At 35.5% G+C, this 18,812-nt stretch carries 22 protein-coding genes; 5 read left to right on the forward strand and 17 right to left on the reverse strand.

All coding sequences use genetic code 11. The features are described from left to right. Positions 1-10: 10 nt before the first annotated feature. The 13 genes from FA045_RS02975 to pdxA all read right to left on the reverse strand — a co-directional run bounded on the left by FA045_RS02975 (position 11) and on the right by pdxA (position 13,038). On the reverse strand, positions 11-1,399 hold the full coding sequence (locus tag FA045_RS02975; RefSeq protein ID WP_136874276.1) for a LutB/LldF family L-lactate oxidation iron-sulfur protein: 1,389 nt from the start codon (positions 1,397-1,399) through the stop codon (positions 11-13). Positions 1,400-1,573: 174 nt separating this feature from the next. Then, the gene (locus tag FA045_RS02980) at positions 1,574-3,199 is read right to left on the reverse strand and encodes a M28 family peptidase (RefSeq protein WP_136874278.1); all 1,626 of its coding nucleotides are present in this window, start codon (positions 3,197-3,199) and stop codon (positions 1,574-1,576) included. Between the two features lie 112 nt (positions 3,200-3,311). Next, the gene (gene rpiB, locus FA045_RS02985) at positions 3,312-3,752 is read right to left on the reverse strand and encodes a ribose 5-phosphate isomerase B (RefSeq protein WP_136874280.1); all 441 of its coding nucleotides are present in this window, start codon (positions 3,750-3,752) and stop codon (positions 3,312-3,314) included. Positions 3,753-3,911: 159 nt separating this feature from the next. Then, a complete protein-coding gene (gene tatC, locus FA045_RS02990; RefSeq protein ID WP_136874282.1) occupies positions 3,912-4,796 on the reverse strand; it encodes a twin-arginine translocase subunit TatC in 885 nt (294 codons plus the stop codon). 79 nt (positions 4,797-4,875) lie between these two features. Beyond that, positions 4,876-6,216 carry an acetyl-CoA carboxylase biotin carboxylase subunit gene (gene accC, locus FA045_RS02995; RefSeq protein WP_136874285.1) on the reverse strand — a complete coding sequence of 447 codons (1,341 nt, stop codon included), beginning with the start codon at positions 6,214-6,216 and terminating at the stop codon, positions 4,876-4,878. An 88-nt stretch (positions 6,217-6,304) separates the two neighbouring features. Further along, a complete protein-coding gene (accB, locus tag FA045_RS03000) occupies positions 6,305-6,781 on the reverse strand; it encodes an acetyl-CoA carboxylase biotin carboxyl carrier protein (RefSeq protein WP_136874287.1) in 477 nt (158 codons plus the stop codon). 157 nt (positions 6,782-6,938) lie between these two features. Then, positions 6,939-7,934: a beta-ketoacyl-ACP synthase III gene (locus FA045_RS03005; RefSeq protein ID WP_136874289.1), complete on the reverse strand. Its 996-nt coding sequence runs from the start codon at positions 7,932-7,934 to the stop codon at positions 6,939-6,941. 15 nt (positions 7,935-7,949) lie between these two features. After that, positions 7,950-8,888, reverse strand: coding sequence for a phosphate acyltransferase PlsX (plsX, locus tag FA045_RS03010; RefSeq protein ID WP_136874291.1), 939 nt, complete (start codon positions 8,886-8,888; stop codon positions 7,950-7,952). A gap of 93 nt (positions 8,889-8,981) precedes the next feature. Continuing rightward, positions 8,982-9,173: a 50S ribosomal protein L32 gene (rpmF, locus tag FA045_RS03015; RefSeq protein ID WP_131552139.1), complete on the reverse strand. Its 192-nt coding sequence runs from the start codon at positions 9,171-9,173 to the stop codon at positions 8,982-8,984. A 17-nt stretch (positions 9,174-9,190) separates the two neighbouring features. Beyond that, a complete protein-coding gene (locus FA045_RS03020; protein WP_136874293.1) occupies positions 9,191-9,724 on the reverse strand; it encodes a YceD family protein in 534 nt (177 codons plus the stop codon). 560 nt (positions 9,725-10,284) lie between these two features. Next, a complete protein-coding gene (locus tag FA045_RS03025; protein WP_136874295.1) occupies positions 10,285-11,121 on the reverse strand; it encodes a sulfurtransferase in 837 nt (278 codons plus the stop codon). Further along, positions 11,118-11,840, reverse strand: coding sequence for a DUF4412 domain-containing protein (locus FA045_RS03030; protein ID WP_136874297.1), 723 nt, complete (start codon positions 11,838-11,840; stop codon positions 11,118-11,120). The genes FA045_RS03025 and FA045_RS03030 overlap by 4 nt, the downstream gene beginning before the upstream one ends. A 118-nt stretch (positions 11,841-11,958) precedes the next feature. Next, positions 11,959-13,038 carry a 4-hydroxythreonine-4-phosphate dehydrogenase PdxA gene (gene pdxA, locus FA045_RS03035; protein ID WP_136874299.1) on the reverse strand — a complete coding sequence of 360 codons (1,080 nt, stop codon included), beginning with the start codon at positions 13,036-13,038 and terminating at the stop codon, positions 11,959-11,961. A 166-nt stretch (positions 13,039-13,204) separates the two neighbouring features. On the opposite strand from pdxA, the gene rsmA reads away from it, so the two are divergent. The 5 genes from rsmA (at position 13,205) to FA045_RS03060 (ending at position 16,534) form a co-directional block, all read left to right on the forward strand. Next, on the forward strand, positions 13,205-13,990 hold the full coding sequence (gene rsmA / locus FA045_RS03040) for a 16S rRNA (adenine(1518)-N(6)/adenine(1519)-N(6))-dimethyltransferase RsmA (RefSeq protein ID WP_136874301.1): 786 nt from the start codon (positions 13,205-13,207) through the stop codon (positions 13,988-13,990). Positions 13,991-13,993: 3 nt separating this feature from the next. Next, the gene (locus tag FA045_RS03045) at positions 13,994-14,923 is read left to right on the forward strand and encodes an NAD(P)-dependent oxidoreductase (RefSeq protein ID WP_136874303.1); all 930 of its coding nucleotides are present in this window, start codon (positions 13,994-13,996) and stop codon (positions 14,921-14,923) included. A gap of 95 nt (positions 14,924-15,018) precedes the next feature. Beyond that, positions 15,019-15,495 carry an OsmC family protein gene (locus FA045_RS03050; RefSeq protein ID WP_136874305.1) on the forward strand — a complete coding sequence of 159 codons (477 nt, stop codon included), beginning with the start codon at positions 15,019-15,021 and terminating at the stop codon, positions 15,493-15,495. Between the two features lie 140 nt (positions 15,496-15,635). Then, entirely contained in the window at positions 15,636-16,109 is a 474-nt protein-coding gene (gene greA, locus FA045_RS03055) for a transcription elongation factor GreA (protein WP_136874307.1), read from the forward strand. Between the two features lie 35 nt (positions 16,110-16,144). Next, complete coding sequence (locus tag FA045_RS03060; RefSeq protein WP_136874309.1) at positions 16,145-16,534, forward strand: HIT family protein; 390 nt, start codon at positions 16,145-16,147, stop codon at positions 16,532-16,534. Positions 16,535-16,679: 145 nt separating this feature from the next. Here FA045_RS03060 and FA045_RS03065 read toward each other — a convergent pair whose 3' ends face one another. From FA045_RS03065 to FA045_RS03080, 4 genes are read right to left on the reverse strand one after another with little or no spacing between them, the layout of a single operon-like run. Then, positions 16,680-17,810, reverse strand: coding sequence for a glutathionylspermidine synthase family protein (locus tag FA045_RS03065; protein ID WP_136874311.1), 1,131 nt, complete (start codon positions 17,808-17,810; stop codon positions 16,680-16,682). Next, positions 17,810-18,145: a hypothetical protein gene (locus FA045_RS03070; RefSeq protein WP_136874313.1), complete on the reverse strand. Its 336-nt coding sequence runs from the start codon at positions 18,143-18,145 to the stop codon at positions 17,810-17,812. The genes FA045_RS03065 and FA045_RS03070 overlap by 1 nt, the downstream gene beginning before the upstream one ends. Before the next feature lies 1 nt (position 18,146). Continuing rightward, positions 18,147-18,461: a hypothetical protein gene (locus FA045_RS03075; RefSeq protein WP_136874316.1), complete on the reverse strand. Its 315-nt coding sequence runs from the start codon at positions 18,459-18,461 to the stop codon at positions 18,147-18,149. 13 nt (positions 18,462-18,474) lie between these two features. Beyond that, positions 18,475-18,807, reverse strand: a complete 333-nt coding sequence (locus FA045_RS03080; protein WP_136874318.1) for a nucleotide pyrophosphohydrolase — start codon at positions 18,805-18,807, stop codon at positions 18,475-18,477. Positions 18,808-18,812: the final 5 nt, after the last annotated feature.

Raw genomic sequence — 18,812 nt, forward strand, 5'->3', positions numbered from 1 at the left:
CCAAACTTATTTAAGACTCGGGATTTTTCTGTTTATCTTCCCATTGTTTTGAGAAAGATTTTTGTGCAATTTCTGGCATATCGCGGTATTTACCCCAACTTTTTTTGAAGAAGGTTTTTAAAAAGAAGTTTTTCATTTTTCCACCAACCATATCCATCATCGAACGTTTTTTCATTCCTTTTTTCCACAATCCCCATCCAATTTCTTCAATTTTGGTATTTTCATGGCTTGCTGCTGCATCTCTTCTGTTCAACAACAGCATTTTATGAATGTCTATTTTAACCGGACAAACTTCAGAACATTTTCCGCATAGGCTAGAAGCATAGCTTAAATGTTTAAATTCCTTCATCCCTTTAAAATGAGGCGTAATAATAGAACCAATTGGTCCGCTATAAGTGGTATCGTAAGTGTGGCCACCAATGTTTTTGTAAACCGGACAAGCATTTAAACATGCTCCACAACGAATGCAATATAATGCTTGGCGTTGTTCTTTTTGGGCCAATAGATTTGTTCTGCCATTATCTAAAAGGATAACATACATTTCCTCTGGTCCATCGGTTTCGTTAGCCTGTCTGGGTCCGCTAAGCAATGTATTGTAAACCGTTAAATTTTGTCCTGTACCATGGCTAGCTAAAAGTGGCCAGTATAAATCTAAGTCGGCAATAGATGGAATAACCTTTTCTATGCCAACAATGGCGATGTGTATTTTCGGAAATGTAGTGCATAAACGAGCATTACCTTCATTCTCTGTCAAAGCTACACTACCAGTATCAGCTACTAAAAAATTACCGCCAGAAATACCAATATCAGCGCTTAAATATTTTTCGCGTAATAATTCTCTTGCTTTTTGGGTGAGCTGTTCAGGCGTTGCATCAATTGGTGTTCCAAATCTCTCATTAAATAATTTAGCAATTTCTACCTTGCTCAGGTGCATGGCAGGAGTAACAATGTGATAAGGTTTTTGCCCAAGTAGTTGAACAATGTATTCGCCCAAATCACTTTCTAATGATTGGATATTGTTTTTCTCTAAAAACTCATTTAAATGAATTTCTTCGGTAGTCATCGATTTTGATTTGATGACTGTTTTGCCTCCGTTTTTTTGGATGATGTTTAGGATTTCTTTTTGTGCTTCTTCTACATCATTTGCCCAAATCACTTTTCCACCTCTTTTCTGAAAATTGGACTCGAATTCTGGTAAAAACTTATCTAAGTTTTCCATCACACGCCATTTAATTACATGCGCTTTTTTCTTCGAAGCATCTAAGTTTTCGAATTTTGATAAGCCACGTTCTACCGCTACATTATATTTTCCGATATTATGGTTAATCGTTTTGCGGTGAGGTAAATCGAAAGCTTTTTCATCAGCTTTTATCAAAAAATCTTCGGCGGTAGTGCTCATGCTCAAATATACGAGCCTAAAGCTGAAAGACCAAAGTTTTCAAATCATAGTTATAGAATGAAAAAACTTATGACAAAAAAAATCCCGATAGCTTATGTTGCCATCGGGATTTTATCGAAACATTCGTTATGGATCTATTCTACTATCTCACAACTCAATACGCATATCTAAAAACTAATTAGTTTTAGGCGTACCATCCTCATTTTTGTTCACAACTGGACGATTTGCGCCATTAGCTAATTCCCATGCTGTAAAATATACCAACTGTGCTCTTTTAGCTAACATAGGGAAATCAATTTTGCTCACTTCATCTCCTGGTTGGTGGTAATCTTTATGTACACCATTAAAATAGAAAATTACAGGAATACCGAACTTGGCGAAGTTATAGTGATCTGAACGGTAATAGAATTGGTTTGGATCAGTACGGTTGTTATATTTTTCGTCTAAAACAATGTTTACATAATCTTCATTTGCTTTTTTTCCAATACGATCTAAATCATCGCTAAGCATGTTAGATCCAATAATATAAACGAAGTTATTATCGCCTGGACGGTCATCATCACCACGTCCAATCATGTCGATATTTAAATTTGTGATAGTGTTCTCAATTGAGAAAATTGGATGCTCTGCATACCATTCAGAACCCAATAGGCCTTTTTCTTCTCCAACAACGGTCATAAATAAAACACTTCTTTTTGGGCCTTTACCAGCTTTTGCAGCCTTAGCGAATGCCTCTGCTAGCATTAAAACTCCTGTAGTACCAGAACCATCGTCATCTGCACCATTGTTAACTTTATCTGTAGCATTAGGGTCTGCAACTAAACCAATATGGTCATAGTGACTTGTAACTACTAAAACTTCATTTTTAAGTATAGGATCAGAACCTTCTAAAAAGCCTAAAACATTTTCGCCACGGTGAGTAGTTTCTTTTTTCTGAGCTGCAACCATTAAAGCTGTATTTGCAGTAATTGAAGCTGGTTTACCGCTTTCTTTAATTTTTTGAGCCAATGCTTCAACAGTTGTATTGCTAGTTTTTAAAATTTCGTTAGCAGTTGCTGGAGAAATTGTTAAAGTTGTTAAAGTTGGTCTGGCAGGAGCTGCGGTTGCAGGGGCATCTTTTTTCAACATGATTCTGCCAGATGCAGCTGCAATTTTAGCATATTCTGGCATTTTATCAAAGTTCATATCAACCAAAAGAATAGCTTTAGGTTTAGCTTTCATTAAAGTTGTCATCATTTTTTGTCTGGCCATCATAGCCGCTCTACCGGTTAACTCAGGCTCGCCTGCTTTAATAGTTGGGTCTCCAGCAGAAAAAATCATGATTACTTTGCCCTCTGCATTAATGCCAGCAAAATCATCATAACCGTCTTTGGTAAGTCCGTAACCAGCAAAAATCACTTCATTTACGTTAATAGCAATAGGAGCGTTGGCTACACTATTACTTGGTATCATGAAATCGGCATTTAACTTTCTAGCTTTGCCATTAACTGCTAATGAAGCGCCAGCAACATCATTAGTAATTAACCCAACATTTTGAAAGTATTTATCTTTACCATCTTTAACTGGGCCTTTTAAACCAAAGCTTTTAAACTGTTTTTTGATATATTCAGCAGCCATCCAAGCGCCTTTTTTGCCTGTTTCTCTACCTTCATATTCATCAGAAGCTAAAACAGATAGGTGACTAAATCCTCTATCTTTAGTAATGGTTTCGCTAAATTTTATGGCGTCAGAGTTTTTCTGAGCCGATGCACCAACACTTAGCAATATAGCTAAGCCAGTGTATAGAAATGTTTTTTTCATCAGTTTTATTAAGTGTTTGTTAGTTCGTTAAGCAAATTTAAATTATTACAACGGCTTTAAATAAATATTAGTTCACATTATGCGAATATAAATAGGTGTATTTTTTATATCCTTAGCAAGACATTTTATTCACTCTGTTTTGGTGTCGTCCACCTTCAAATGCTGTGGTTAAAAAAGTAGTGACCATTTCTTTTGCCAAATCGGTAGAAACAAACCTAGCAGGAATGCAAATTACATTAGCATTGTTATGTTGTCTTGCTAAAGCTGCAATTTCATTTTCCCAGCAAATGGCAGCTCTAGTACCTTGATGTTTGTTGGCTGTAATAGCAACACCATTCGCACTGCCGCAAACTAGAATTCCAAAATCAAATTCATTTTTTTCTACTCCTGCTGCAACAGGATGTGCAAAGTCTGGATAATCTACAGAATCTGCAGAATAGGTTCCAAAATCTTTAATTTCGTAACCGTTTAAAAAAGATTTTAACATTTCTTTATAATCGAAACCAGCATGATCAGAGCCAAGGGCGATTTTTAATTTGTTTTCTAAAGGCATTTTCAAATTTATGTAGAATAAAGCAGCTTATGCGTAAATTTTTTGTTGCGAGATGAAGCTTAGGGTTAAAGAAATTTAATTTGGGCGATGTAGTAAACATATAGAGGATTTGTTAACTTTTTAGACGTTTAACACAAAAAGTTAACAAAATCCAATTAATTAGTTTTTATATAATGCAGTTTCAGCTTTTAGTTTTTTGCGTTGGATATTTGCCGAAATCATGATACTCAATTCGTACAATAAGAAAAGCGGGAAAGCAACGATAAGCATTGTATAAGGATCTGCAGTAGGAGTAACAACAGAAGCTACAATTAAGATAAGTACAATGGCATATCTTCTGCTCTTTCTCATAAATTGAGGTGTCATGATACCCAACTTGCTAAGGATATAAATTACTACAGGAAGCTGGAAAATAATACCAGAACCTAATGCTAAAGTTAATATTAGCGATAAATAGGAATCGATTGTAATGGTATTAGCAATACTAGGATCTACAGTAAAAGTTAATAAGAAGTTAATAGACAGTGGCGCAATAATATAGTAGCCAAATAAAACTCCAGCAAAAAATAACATCGAAGCAAAAAATACAAATCCACTAGCCGATTTTTTTTCAGTGTCTAACAATGCTGGTTTTATAAATAGCCAAATCTCAAAAAGAAGATACGGCACGCCTAAAATTAAACCTGCGGTGATACTTGAGTTCATTAAGAGGGTAAACTGACCAGCCATTTCTAAATTGATCAGCTTTGCATCAATTACTTTAATACAAAATTCTTGAGGTATTAATGAGGGTAGTGTTTCTACTAAATTACACATCATTCTGTAAGTCCAGAAATCTGCCTTTTTTGGTCCCATGATGATATCAGACCATATAAATTCACTAAAATAAAAGGATGCACAAACAAAAACTGTTACAACAGCTAAAGTTCTTAATAAGTGCTTACGTAAAACATCTAAATGGTCAAAAAAAGACATTTCTGCCTCTAAGCTTTTTCCTTTTTTCTTTATCGAATCAATTAGATCCTTTGCCTTGTTATCGCTCATTGAAATTATTTGTAAACAAAAATACCATTCTATTTGATATAGAATGGTATTTACGGTTAATATCTAATAAAAGATTATATTATTCTGAAAATTCGAAAGTTTCCATGAATTTAGTGGTAAAATTACCTGCCCTAAAATTCGGGTCTTTCATTAATTTTAGGTGAAAAGGAATAGTTGTTTTAACACCTTCAATAACAAATTCACTTAAGGCACGTTCCATGGTACAAATAGCTTCTTCACGAGTTTGGGCCACGCAAATCAGCTTTGCGATCATCGAATCGTAGTTAGATGGAATTTGATAACCTGCATAAACATGTGTGTCTACACGTACGCCATGTCCGCCTGGTGAATGGAAATTTGTAATTTTTCCTGGAGATGGTCTGAAATTATTAAATGGATCTTCAGCATTGATACGACATTCAATCGCATGCATATTTGGTAGATAATTGTTTCCTGATATTGGAATACCAGCGGCAACTTTAATCTGCTCCTTAATTAAATCGAAATTAATTACTTCTTCCGTTACTGGATGCTCTACTTGGATACGGGTATTCATTTCCATAAAGTAGAAGTTGCGGTGTTTATCTACTAAAAATTCTACCGTTCCAGCTCCTTCATAATTTACAGCTAAAGCTCCTTTAATGGCAGCTTCGCCCATTTTTTCACGCAATTCTGGTGTCATAAATGGAGATGGAGCTTCTTCAACTAATTTTTGGTGACGACGTTGAATAGAACAATCTCTTTCTGATAAATGGCAAGCTTTGCCAAACTGATCTCCAATTACTTGGATTTCAATGTGACGAGGATCTTCAATATATTTTTCTAAATAAAGGCCATCATTACCAAAGGCGGCACCAGATTCTTGACGGGCGCTATCCCAAGCATTTTCAAAGTCTTCATCTTTCCAAACGATACGCATCCCGCGGCCACCACCACCTGCTGTAGCTTTTAAAATTACAGGGTAACCCATGTCATTTGCAATTTCAATTCCTTCTTTTACGCTGGTTAATAAACCTTCAGAACCTGGAATTGTTGGTACACCTGCAATTTTCATGGTTGCTTTTGCAGAGGCTTTATCGCCCATGCCATTAATTTGTTCAGGTGTTGCTCCAATAAATTTAATTCCATAATCGCGGCAAACCGAAGAAAATTTTGCATTTTCTGAAAGGAAACCGTAACCTGGGTGTATGGCATCTGCATTGGTTAATTCTGCTGCAGAAATAATATTTGGAATACTTAAATAGGAATCTTTACTTGGTGGCGGACCGATACAAACAGCCTCATCGGCAAAACGTACGTGTAAACTCTCTCTATCTGCAGTTGAGTAAACAGCTACCGTTTTTATGCCCATTTCTTTACAGGTACGTATAATACGCAAAGCGATTTCACCCCTGTTGGCAATTAATATTTTTTTAAACATAATATATTGTTTTCGTCATCCTGTCCCGAAAGTTCGGGATCATGATCAGTTATACAAAAGATGCTGAAACAAGTTCAGCATGACGGGTTTAAATTGGTTCTACTAAAAATAATGGTTGATCGTACTCAATTGGCGAAGCATTATCTACCAATACTTTAACAATACGGCCTGATACTTCACTTTCAATTTCATTAAATAATTTCATTGCCTCTACAATACAAATTACTTTACCTACGCCAATCTCATCGCCAACATTTACAAATAATGGTTTATCAGGGCTAGATGAACGGTAAAAAGTACCAATCATTGGCGATTTTATAGTGATGTATTTAGAAGTATCTTCAGCTGCAGGAGCGGTTGATTTGATTTCTACTGTTGGCTGTGCTGCTGCAGCCGTTGGCGTTACTGGCTGTGGAGCCGGTGCTGCTGGTAATGCTGCATTTACATAAACAGGTGCTTGGTTAGTTTTAATGGTAATTTTGAAGTTTTCTTGCTCAATAGCAACTTCATTTACGCCCGACCGCGAGACAAACTTAATGAGTTCCTGAATTTGTTTGATATCCATTCTTTTGTTGTTATGTTAAAAAAATTGGTGTCTTTATGAATTAACTAAGTTATAGTTTTTTTGTTTTAAATTAAAAGGGAAATAAGGTTGATAGTCTATGGTTGATAGATTTTAGTCTAATAACTTAGGCAATAGACCATTAACCATCAACTTTGAACTAACTATTATAAGCCCATTTCAAGTAAATAGAGCCCCAAGTAAAGCCTCCGCCAAATGCGGCTATAATAATATTATCGCCTTTTTTCATTTTACTTTCCCATTCCCATAAACAAAGTGGAATGGTTCCGTTTGTTGTATTTCCGTAACGTTCAATATTAATCATTACTTTATCAGAATCTACACCCATGCGTGATGCAGTTGCATCAATAATGCGCTTATTTGCTTGATGTGGAACTAACCAGGCTACATCATTGGCAGTTAGGTTGTTTCGTTCCATAATCTCTGCAGCTACATCTGCCATATTCGTAACGGCAAATTTAAATACAGTTGGCCCTTCTTGGTGTACTGCATGTAAATTGGCATCAATGGTTTCGTGAGTTGCAGGCAGAACAGAGCCTCCAGCTTTCATGCCTAAAAACTCTTTACCCGAACCATCAGATCTTAAAATAGAATCTTGAATTCCAAAGCCTTCTTCGTTTGGTTCTAATAAGGCGCAACCACAACCATCACCAAAAATAATGCAGGTAGTTCTATCTTTATAATTGATAATTGATGACATTTTATCGCCACCAACAACTAAAACTTTTTTATGTTTGCCCGACTCGATAAATTGTGCTCCAGTGCTTAAGCCGAAAATAAAACCAGAACAAGCTGCTTGTAAATCGTAACCCCAAGCATTTCTAGCGCCAATTTTATCTGCTAAAACATTCGCAGTAGCCGGAAAAGTGAAATCTGGAGTTGTTGTACAGAAAATGATCAAATCAATTTCCATCGCATCAATTCCACGTTTTTTTAGTAATCCATTTACAGCGTGTACAGCCATATCTGAAGTGCCCAAACCTTCCCCTTTTAATATTCGTCGCTCTCTAATGCCAGTTCTGCTAGTTATCCATTCATCAGATGTATCAACTAGGGTTTCCATTTCCTTATTAGTCATGATGTAATCAGGAACGTAACCGTTAACAGCTGTAATAGCAGCGTGAATTTTGTTCATTGTATTTTTTTTAAATTATTGGAATGCAGCTTGTATTTTTCCAACCAAGTTAGAGGTAATCATATCCCTCGATTGAAAAATCATATTTTTAATAGCCAACGGACTAGAAATACCATGCCCAATTAAAACTGGAGCATTTACACCTAAAACAGGGCTACCACCATAGTTTTCGTAATTAAAACGATCAAAAAATTCGTCTTTTAATCCTTTTTTAATGGTAATTACATAAAATGATTCTGCCAATTTTAACATCACATTTCCTGTAAAACCATCACACACAATTACATCGGCTTTATCATTAAATAAGTCTCTACCTTCAACGTTTCCTACAAAATTAAACTGATTGCTCTCTTTCATCAACGGAAAAGCTGCTAAAGAAAGCATATTGCCTTTTTCATCCTCTTCGCCAATATTCATTAAAGCCACTTTAGGGTTTTCAATTTGCATCACGTGTTCTGCATACAAACTTCCTAAAATACCAAACTGCTGTAAAAACTCAGGTTTACAATCAGCATTTGCGCCAACATCAAGCATTAAGCCTAAACCGCCTTTAAGTTTAGGGACAATACTTGTTAAACAAGGACGAAGAATACCAGGAATTGTTTTAACGCTAAAAACAGCGCCAACTAACATTGCGCCAGAATTACCCGCACTTGCGAAAGAATCTAATTTACCTTCTTTAAGCATTTGAAAGCCTACCGCAATGCTTGAATTTGGCTTTTGAACAATAGCCTTTGTAGGATGTTCGCCCATACCAATCACTTCGTCGGTATGTACGTATTCGAATAGCTCAGGGTCGAATCCCTGTTCTATAAGTAGAGGTTTAATCTGCTGTGTATCACCAATAAGCACCAAGTGCTCATCAGCTTTTAGGGATTGATGAGCTGCTATTGCACCCAAGACGTTAGCCTTGGGCGCATAGTCTCCGCCCATAATATCGAGACCTATTTTCATAGTAAAAATCTTTTGTGTTAATTTAATTGCTTCGCAATTATTAATCTAAGTTAAACTTAAACCAATAATAAACACAAAAATTTTCTTAGAAAATTAACCTATTGAAGTGTTTTCGATAACTAATTTACCGTTGTAGTACAAGTTACCATCAACATTGTAAGCTGTATGAGGAACATGTATCGCACCAGTAGTTTGGCATGTAGCCAAAGAAGGAGCTACTGCTTTATAGTGAGTTCTTCTTTTATCTCTTCTTTGTTTAGAAATCTTGCGTTTTGGATGTGCCATTGCTGATTTGTTTTATTTTATTTTAATTTTTTTAATGCTTCCCAACGTGGGTCGTCATTTTTTTCTTCTTCATTTTCTGCACTACCGGTAGCCAATTTTTCCAAGGTTGCTAGCATTTCTGGGTCGCATTTTTGGTCGGTGCCTGCCTGTTCGCAGTTATTTATGTAAGGTATTGCTACATTAATGAATTCGTAAATCATTTCCGAAACATCAATTTCGCTTTCCTTTCTGTTTAAAACAATGATTTCTAAATCATCGCTCTCTAACTCATCTTCTGCAAATTTAACAATCTGCCTTTCTTTAATCTCAATCGGTTGTCCAAATTCAGCTAAACATTTATCGCAATTTAATTGTATTGTTCCCCAAATATGGAAGTTCAATAACAACATCGTCTCCTGTTTATCTAAATCTAGTTTAGCTTTAAGTGCTCCATCTTTAACCAAAGAGTACTCAAATGCATCAAAAAAGCTTTTATCAATTTCAAAATCGAATTGATGTTTGCCCAATTTTAAGCCTGTAAACGGGATTGAAAATTGTTTTAATGCCTTCAATTGTAACTAAATTTTAGCCTGCAAAGGTAGGAAATATTTTAATAAAATGAAATCTTTTTGTAAAAATGAATGCGAATTTATCATTCTGACACTTGTAAAGAATCTGTTCGGTTAAACTAGAGATTTAAAATCTGGTTTATTTAATTAATTTGAAAAACATTGTCAGTGCTTTTCGCATCATTAAGCCCTTCTTTCCGCTGTATCTTTACCACTAAATCCCCTAAAGGGGACTTTGGTAAAAAAGATGCCGCTTCAATAAGGTTTAGGTAATTAAGGTAGTGGTTCTTTTGCGGCTTTGCAACCTCTCATAGTTGCAAGATAGTTTGTTATATAGCCCTGATTTTAGCGGGAAATACTTTTTGTTGCAGAACCATTTAAACTACGTAAGTTTTTAAAACTTACGAAATTTGCAGCGCCAATCACAAAAAGATTGGAGCGAAAGCAGGAACCTCCATTAATTATAGCTCAGCAATTGCGCTTCAAATCTAATTTAAAGTGTATCTCTATTCTTGTCAAACCCTTGCTTAGGTTTTCTTCGGTTTCTTAGGTGGTTTAAAAAGCTATTGCTCTGCCAAAATCATATCTTTATCATTTCTGCTCCACTCACTCCAAGAGCCCACATACAACTTCGGAATAGCTAAACCTGCATAATCCATCGCTAACAATAACTGGCAAGCTGTTACACCCGAGCCGCAATGCACAATCAGATTTTCTGCATTTGCATCTGCCAATTCCATATCTAACACTTTCTTTAATACTTTAGGGTTAAAGAAAGAACCATTTTCATCTAAGCTATTGGTAAATGGAATGTTAATCGCTCCCGGAATATGCCCTGCAATTAAATCGATAGGTTCGGTTAAACCAGCAAAGCGCTTGGCATCTCTAACATCAACAATGGTTTGGTTGCCAGTTTTGCTTGCAATTTCAACCTCATCTATATCAGCAAGTGATAATTGCCAACCTGTATTGGGGTAGGATTTTTTAGCATTAGCTTTTGGAATTTCATTATTCGTTGCAAAACCGGCATTAACGGCGGCATCAAATCCACCATTTAAAACTTGTACTTTTTCATGGCCAATGGCTTTAAGCATCCACCAAAAACGAGCTGCTGCATTGCTACCATTTTTATCATCGTATATAATTACATGATTTTGAGGTTCAATGCCAAAATTGCCCAACGTTGAGGCAAATTGTTCAATAGTAGGTAATGGATGTCTTCCGCCAATGGCGAAATCTCCAATATTGGCTAAGTCTGTATTTAAGTCGATATAAAATGCACCAGCTAAATGATTTTCATCGTATCGAGCTTTTGAACCAGCACTTGCATCAAATAAAATATAATCATCAGGGTTTAGGTTGATAAGTTCTGCTGGTTGTATAATTGGAAGTAATCTCATTGTTTAGTTTGTGCTTTCATCATTTTCATGATCATTTCTTTGCGCTCTTGAGCGGTCATGTTTTTCATTTTATCAACATCCATAGTCATGCTGTTTTTACTATAGCCTGCTGGTATAGCAAATAATGATGATGCTAAAGGTTTTTGTTCATATTTAGTGAGTAACATCGTCATCATTATGGTTGTGGTATTTGGCTTATAAAGCACTATTTTAGCAGGCATACCTGTAATGCCTTTGCTTTTAAGTTGGGCCATAATTTTCTGATTTACAATTGCATCGTTTCCTGTAATGGGAAGATTTGTAGCGGGTAAATCTTTTGCATACCAAATATCCCAAGTTTTTCCTTCAGCAGTCATCTTAACCCTGGTGCAATTGTAATTGCCCACTTTTTCGTTCCCCATAACTTTTATTTCTGGGTTTTTAGCTGTTGTAGCAGAGGTACTCTTTGTTTCTGTGTAAGTTTTGTTTAATGAGTTAAAAACCAATACCACATTAGGCTTACTTTTAAGCATTAATGTAATGGTATTCATTTTGGTTCCAGCAATATCCATATTTACTTCAGTTCTCACATCTCCATTTTTGATGTACATTTTGCTAACAATAGGCTTATTGCCCATGCCAGTCATTTTATATTCGGCATAAACATCAGAAGCGAAGGTATGATTTGCAAAAATTGAAGAAAGAATTAGGGTAGCAAATAAAAGCAAAGATTTTTTCATGATTTAGGTATTTAAGTTTTCTTAAAAATGAGAAATTTTTAGGAGAATGTAAATACCATATTTGTGGTATGTAGAAAGATTGCCTTTTCCTAAACCCTAACCTCTAAACCTTTAACCTTTAATTCGCATCATCTTTTACATCACTTGCAGTTTCAATTAACTTTCCGCCGCTGCGTAATTGTGTTTTTAATAGGTTTTCTTGCTCACGGCGATGCTCTACAATATGAACTGCTGCAAAAACAGCTTCCATAAATGATGTTGGGTCTGCCAAGTTTTTACCTGCAATATCGTAACCAGTACCATGATCTGGCGAAGTGCGTACAAATTTTAATCCGGCTGTATAATTTATACCCGTATCAAAAGCGATGGTTTTAAAAGGGATTAAGCCTTGATCGTGGTACATCGCTAAAACTGCATCGAATTTTTTGTAAGTGCCATTACCAAAAAAGCCATCGGCAGGGTAAGGGCCAAAACAAATTATGCCTTTGTCAAATGCCTCTTGTATGGCTGGCGATATAATTTCAGCTTCTTCTTTGCCTAACAAACCATTGTCACTAGCATGAGGATTTAATCCTAAAATTGCAATTTTCGGTTTTTCGATCCAGAAATCTTTCTTTAAACTTTCGTTTATGAGTTGAATTTTTTTAACGATTTTCTCTTTGGTAATCGCCGTTGGCACCTCTAAAACAGGAATATGACCAGTAACTACACCAACACGTAAAGTTTCGCTAATCAAAAACATCAACACATCATTACTGCCACTACGTTCTTGCAAATATTCTGTATGACCAGGGAAACTGAAATTTTCTGATTGGATATTGTTTTTATTGATTGGAGCGGTAACTAAAGCATCAATGGAGCCATTAACTAAATCATCGGTAGCTTTTTGTAAAGAAAGGAAAGCATATTTTCCGCCAGTTTCATTGGCAACCCCTAATTCAATTTTCACATCTTCTTCCCAAGCGTTAATCATGTTTACTTTGCGTGGGTTTGCATCGGCAGGAGAAGTGATTACATTGAACATAAAATCGCCGATATTTAAAGCTTTTCTATGAAAAGAAGCTACTTTTGTATGCCCGTAAACAATTGGTGTACAATAATCTAGCATTTTGGTTTCCATAAAAGTTTTCAAAATCACTTCTAAACCAATACCGTTAATATCACCTACGCTTATGCCTATTTTAATTTTATCGCTCATGCTTTTTTGATAGAATTTAGCGCAAATTAACGAATAGATGTGAGATATGAGAAATGAGATTTGAGAAATGAGTCTTGGTAGCTTTCCTAATGAGATTGGTTTGGCTGCTTAATCGCTAAACGCTAACCCCTAAACTCTACCCTTAAAAATACTTACCTTTGGCATTATGAGTTTAGTAAAAGCGAAAAAACATTTAGGTCAGCATTTTTTAACCGATAAAAGAATTGCCGAACGAATTGTAGATGGATTAGTCCATACCGATCAGTATCGCCAAGTTTTAGAGGTTGGACCAGGAATGGGCATACTTACAGATATCCTTTTAGAAAGAGAAAATTTAGAAACTTTTTTGATTGATATTGATGTTGAGTCTGTTGCTTTTTTGGCTCAAAAATATCCCCAGTTGGGAGAAAGATTAATTAGTGGCGATTTTTTGAAACTCGATTTAACTTCCATTTTTAAAGGCAAATTTGCTGTAATTGGAAATTTCCCCTACAATATTTCATCTCAAATTCTATTTAAAATTTTAGAACATAAAGATCATTGCGTAGAAATGGTGGGCATGTTTCAGAAAGAAGTTGCCGAGCGTTGTGCATCAAAATCTGGTACCAAAGAATATGGTATTTTAAGTGTGTTGATACAGGCTTATTACGATATCGAATATTTGTTTACGGTAAAACCAGGTACTTTTAATCCACCACCGAAAGTAAACTCTGGAGTTATCAGACTAAGCAGAAATAAAATGGAAACCTTACCATGCGATGAAAAATTATTTTGGCGTGCGGTAAAAGGCGGCTTTAACCAAAGACGAAAAACTTTGCGTAATGCTTTATCGGGTACAATTCCTAAAGATAAAATGGATGATCATCTGTTTTTTGATAAACGAGCTGAGCAATTAAGTGTAGAAGATTTTATTGAGTTGACTAATCATTTAACAAAATTGGTGGAGGTTTAATTTATGCCTGAAAAGATATTAATCATAGACGATCTTCATCTTGCATTTGCAGAAAAAGCAAAAGCTTTAGGTTTTGAGGTTGATGACCGACCACAAATTACCCGAGCAGAAACTTTAGCCATAATTAAAGATTACGTAGGCATCGCAGTGCGAACCAAGTTTAGGATTGATCAAGAACTATTCGATGTTGCACCAAATTTAAAATTTGTAGCAAGGGCAGGAGCAGGTTTAGATAATATAGATGTTGCTATTGCCAATGAAAGAAATATCCAACTAATTAATGCGCCAGAAGGGAATAGAGATGCAGTTGGCGAGCACGCAATTGGTTTATTGTTGGCTTTAATGAATAATTTCCGCAATGCGGATGCAGAAATTAGAAATGGTGTTTGGAACAGGGAAAGTAACCGCGGTTATGAGTTGAAAGGCAAAACCGTGGGTATAATTGGTTACGGTTTTATGGGGCAACAAATGGCTCGTAAATTGGCTGGATTTGAGGTAAATGTAATTGCTTACGATAAGTATAAAACTGGCTTTGGTAATGAGTTTGTTAGAGAAGTGAGTATGGAAGAAATTGTAAAACACAGCGATGTGCTCAGTTTACATATTCCACTAACCAAAGAAACCAAACAAATGGTAGATGATGAATATTTTTTCCATTTTAAAAAACCCATATTTTTCATCAATACTGCTAGGGGCGAAATTGTAAATACATCAGCTGTGCTAAAAAACATTAAAAATGGTAAAATTTTAGGTGCTGGCTTGGATGTTTTGGAGGCTGAAAAATTTCCAATATTGGCTGAGCAAACTTGGTTTGAAGATTTAAAAGCTAATGGGAAGGTAATTTTAACACCTCATGTTGGCGGCTGGACTTTCGAATCATACCGTAAAATTTCTGAAGTTTTAGCGGAAAAGCTGGGCGAAATGAAATTATAATTCTTAAATTGCTCCTAACAAATATAAGCTATTTGAGTGTTAGACTATGGGCTGTGTCTCAAATCTCACATCTCAATACTCAAATCTAATAAAGTATGGCAAAAGAACATCAATATAAAACCAATTTGGTTTGGGCGGGCAATAAAGGCTCTGGTACAATGGATTATCGTTCTTACGATAGAGATTTTGTAGTTTCCATAGCAAATAAAGAACCGATTTCTGGTTCGTCTGATTCTATTTTTTTAGGTGATAAAACTAAATACAATCCCGAAGATTTGTTATTGGCATCGGTATCTTCTTGCCACATGCTTTGGTATTTGCATTTGTGCTCTAAACATGAAATTGTGGTGATGGAATACAAAGACAATGCAGTTGGTACAATGGTAGAAAACACGGACGGAAGTGGGCAGTTTTCTTCAATTTTATTACAACCTGAAGTGCTGATTTCTAAAAAAGAACAGATTGAACTTGCCAATACCTTACATGAGGAAGCTAATAAAATGTGTTTTATTGCTAATTCGTTAAATTTTCCGGTTAAGCATGAGCCAAATTGTTATGCCATAAACGCGTAACCTTATGCTTTTTAAATTAAATTATTTGCTTTTGTAAAAATAGGCTTATATCTTCGTTTTGATTGAAGCAAGACTATGTAGGCTAATGGCCGATGTAGTCTTGTTTGTTTTTTAGAGGATTTACAACAAAATAACCAAGTATGTCAGACGTAACTTATTATACCCAAGAAGGTTTAGATAAACTAAAAGAGGAATTACATAAACTAAAAACTGTAGATAGAGCGGCAATTTCTAAACAAATTGCAGAAGCAAGGGACAAAGGGGATTTATCAGAAAACGCTGAGTATGATGCTGCCAAAGAGGCTCAAGGAATGCATGAAGCAAAGATTGCCAAGATGGAAAACACCTTATCTACGGCTAGGTTAATTGATGAAAGCAAACTTGACTTAACAAAAGTATTAGCCTTATCAATTGTTAAAATCAAAAATGTTAAAAATGGTGCTTCAATGACTTATCAATTGGTGCCAGAAACTGAAGCAGATTTAAAAACTGGTAAAATATCTGTAAAATCGCCTATTGCACAAGGTTTATTAGGCAAATCTGTTGGCGATAAAACGGAAATACAAGTGCCTGCCGGAAAAATGGAATTTGAAATATTAGAGATATCTAGATAAACCCCAACCCCTAAAGGGGGTTTTAAACTTCTAAAATGAGTGTATTTTCGAAAATAGTAAGCGGAGAAATCCAAGCGCATGTGGTAGCAGAAACTACCGAATTTTTAGCTTTTTTGGATGTAAGTCCGTTAGTGATGGGACATGTTTTGGTGATCCCTAAAAAGGAAATTGATTACATTTTCGATATGGATGAAGAAAGCTATTTCGGCTTAACTTTATTTGCGAAAATTGTTGCTGTTGGCTTAAAAAAAGCTTTTCCTTGTAAAAAGGTTGGTGTTGCCGTAATTGGTTTAGAAGTACCTCATGCACATATTCATTTGATACCAATGAATAATGTGGGAGATATGAATTTTAGCAAGGAGAAATTATCACCTTCACAAGAAGAATTGGCTGAAGCAGCTGCTAAGATTAAAGCGGAGTTGTAGTTTTTGTAAGAAACCATATGGCGTCAGCCTGAATTTATTTTTCTTCGTAGCTTTCAGCCTCGCTATAGGATAGGCTCTGCTCTATAAAAAATGCAATACAGATGCTGAAATAAATTCAGCATGACGATTTATCTCGAAGATTTTTTTACCCAATCAAATGCGGTACAAACCTGCTTTTGTTGTCTGTAATTAATCGATTAGCTTCTCTAACTCCAATGCCTGCAGGCATTTGTCCAATTATCCAACTACCAATTAAAGGATAGTTTCCATCAAAATCAGGTAATTCAAACAGATCTTGGTAAATAAAGCCCTCTTCTCCGTACTCTCCATCAGTTTTTTCTAAAGATCTTCCATCCTTAAAAAGTTCAATATTTGAGCCTTCTCTACTTAAAATTGGTTTTTTAGCATAGTCAACTAAATCGCCTTTATCAAAATAAGTTTTCAATAAATAAGGATGATGAGGGTAAATTTCCCAAAGGATTGGTAAAATAGCTTTATTAGATAAAATCATTTTCCACAAAGGTTCAATCCACAATGTGTTGGTTAAATCTACAGTTAAATTCTTACCGAAATCCTCATTTAAGAGCCATTCGTAAGGGTAAAGTTTAAAGATGTTTCTAATCTGCTCATCATCTGCATCTACAAAAAACTGCCCATTAAAATCCCATCCAATGTCATCAATAAAAACAAGTTTGGTTTCAATACCAGCTTGTATCGCACAATCTCTTAAATATTCAACCGTTGTTAAATCTTCAAGGCTATCTTTAATACAGGTAAAATGAAGTTTGCCTTGGTGAAGGTGTTTTTTTAGCTCACTCCAATAGGCAATCAATTTTTCGTGTATCGAATTGAATTGGTCTTTTTCTTTGTCGAAATCTTGCAGCCAAAACCATTGTACAATTCCAGCTTCATAAAGTGAAGTTGGTGTATCGGCATTAAATTCTAATAATTTGATTTCTCCATTTTTATAGGCCAAGTCTAATCTTCCGTAAATAGAAGGTAGATCATTATCCCACGATTTTTCTAGATCAGGAATAATCCATTCTGGAATATGAAATTTGGCATATAATTTTTTATCAATTACATATTGAACTGCGTTTAAACACATGTCCCACAGCTCAGCAGTAGCTTTTTCAATTTTATTGATTTCTCTTTCCGAAAACTTGTAATATACACTTTCATCCCAATAGGGCACATCCGTAGAATGAAAACCAAATCCCAAATTTTCAACTGCAGCTTGCCAATTATTTCGTGTCGATATTTTAATTCTTTCCATTAAGAAGAAACAGTTGAGCCTTTGCCAAAACCACCTCGAATAATACCAGACTTGCTGGCATTGGAACCATAATTTGCACTTTGGTTTATGCCTCCGCTATAATATCCAGCTCTGCTGTAAACACCGTTATTGTATCTGCCATAAGGTCTAAAAGCATAATACCACAATAACGCTGTGCCAATGCCCATGCCGTGGTGCGAACGAGAATAATTGGCAGAAGTGTCTGAACGCATGTAAACCTTTGGCTCATCTTCGTTCCATTCTTTCTCTTTTTTATCACAAGAAGCTAAAGCTGCGGTAATTAAAACCAAGCTAATGTATTTGCTTTTCTTCATGTTATTTAACTGTGATATAAAATTCGTAGTCTTTTTTTACTTGCACCTTTTCGGTATAACCATCCCGATCTTCACCTTCAACTGTGGTTAAACCCAACGATTTTAGCGTATCTATCTTGACTAAGGTTTTGTCTAATTGGTTTTTAACCCAAATTTTATGTGTTGTTGTTAATATATCAAATCCATCTTTGTGTTTTACACTTACAACGGTTTCAATTGAGCCATCTTTGTTTGGTTCGGTAACAATATCTTCATTCTGCTCTTTACAAGAAAACAAGAAACAGGTTAATAATAATACAGGTAATAAATTTTTCATCACAGCGTGGAGGTTAATCATTTTTCAATTTATCATTATTTTTATGTCTATCCGCATCGCGGATGCTTTTCTTTTCTAAATTTTTAATCAAAGCATCATTTAAGTCAATGCCGGTTTGATTGGCTAAACAAATCAACACAAACATTACATCAGCCATTTCATCAGCTAAATTTACTTCTTCGTCGCTCTTTTTAAAAGATTGCTCGCCATATTTGCGAGACATGATACGAGCAACTTCACCAACTTCTTCCATTAAAATTGCAGTATTGGTTAACTCGTTAAAATAGCGAACCCCAGTAGTTTTAATCCATTGGTCTACAGCGACTTGTGCTTCGTTAATCGTCATAATTT

The organism is Pedobacter cryotolerans (assembly GCF_005116475.1).
Taxonomy (GTDB): Bacteria; Bacteroidota; Bacteroidia; order Sphingobacteriales; family Sphingobacteriaceae; genus Pedobacter; species Pedobacter cryotolerans.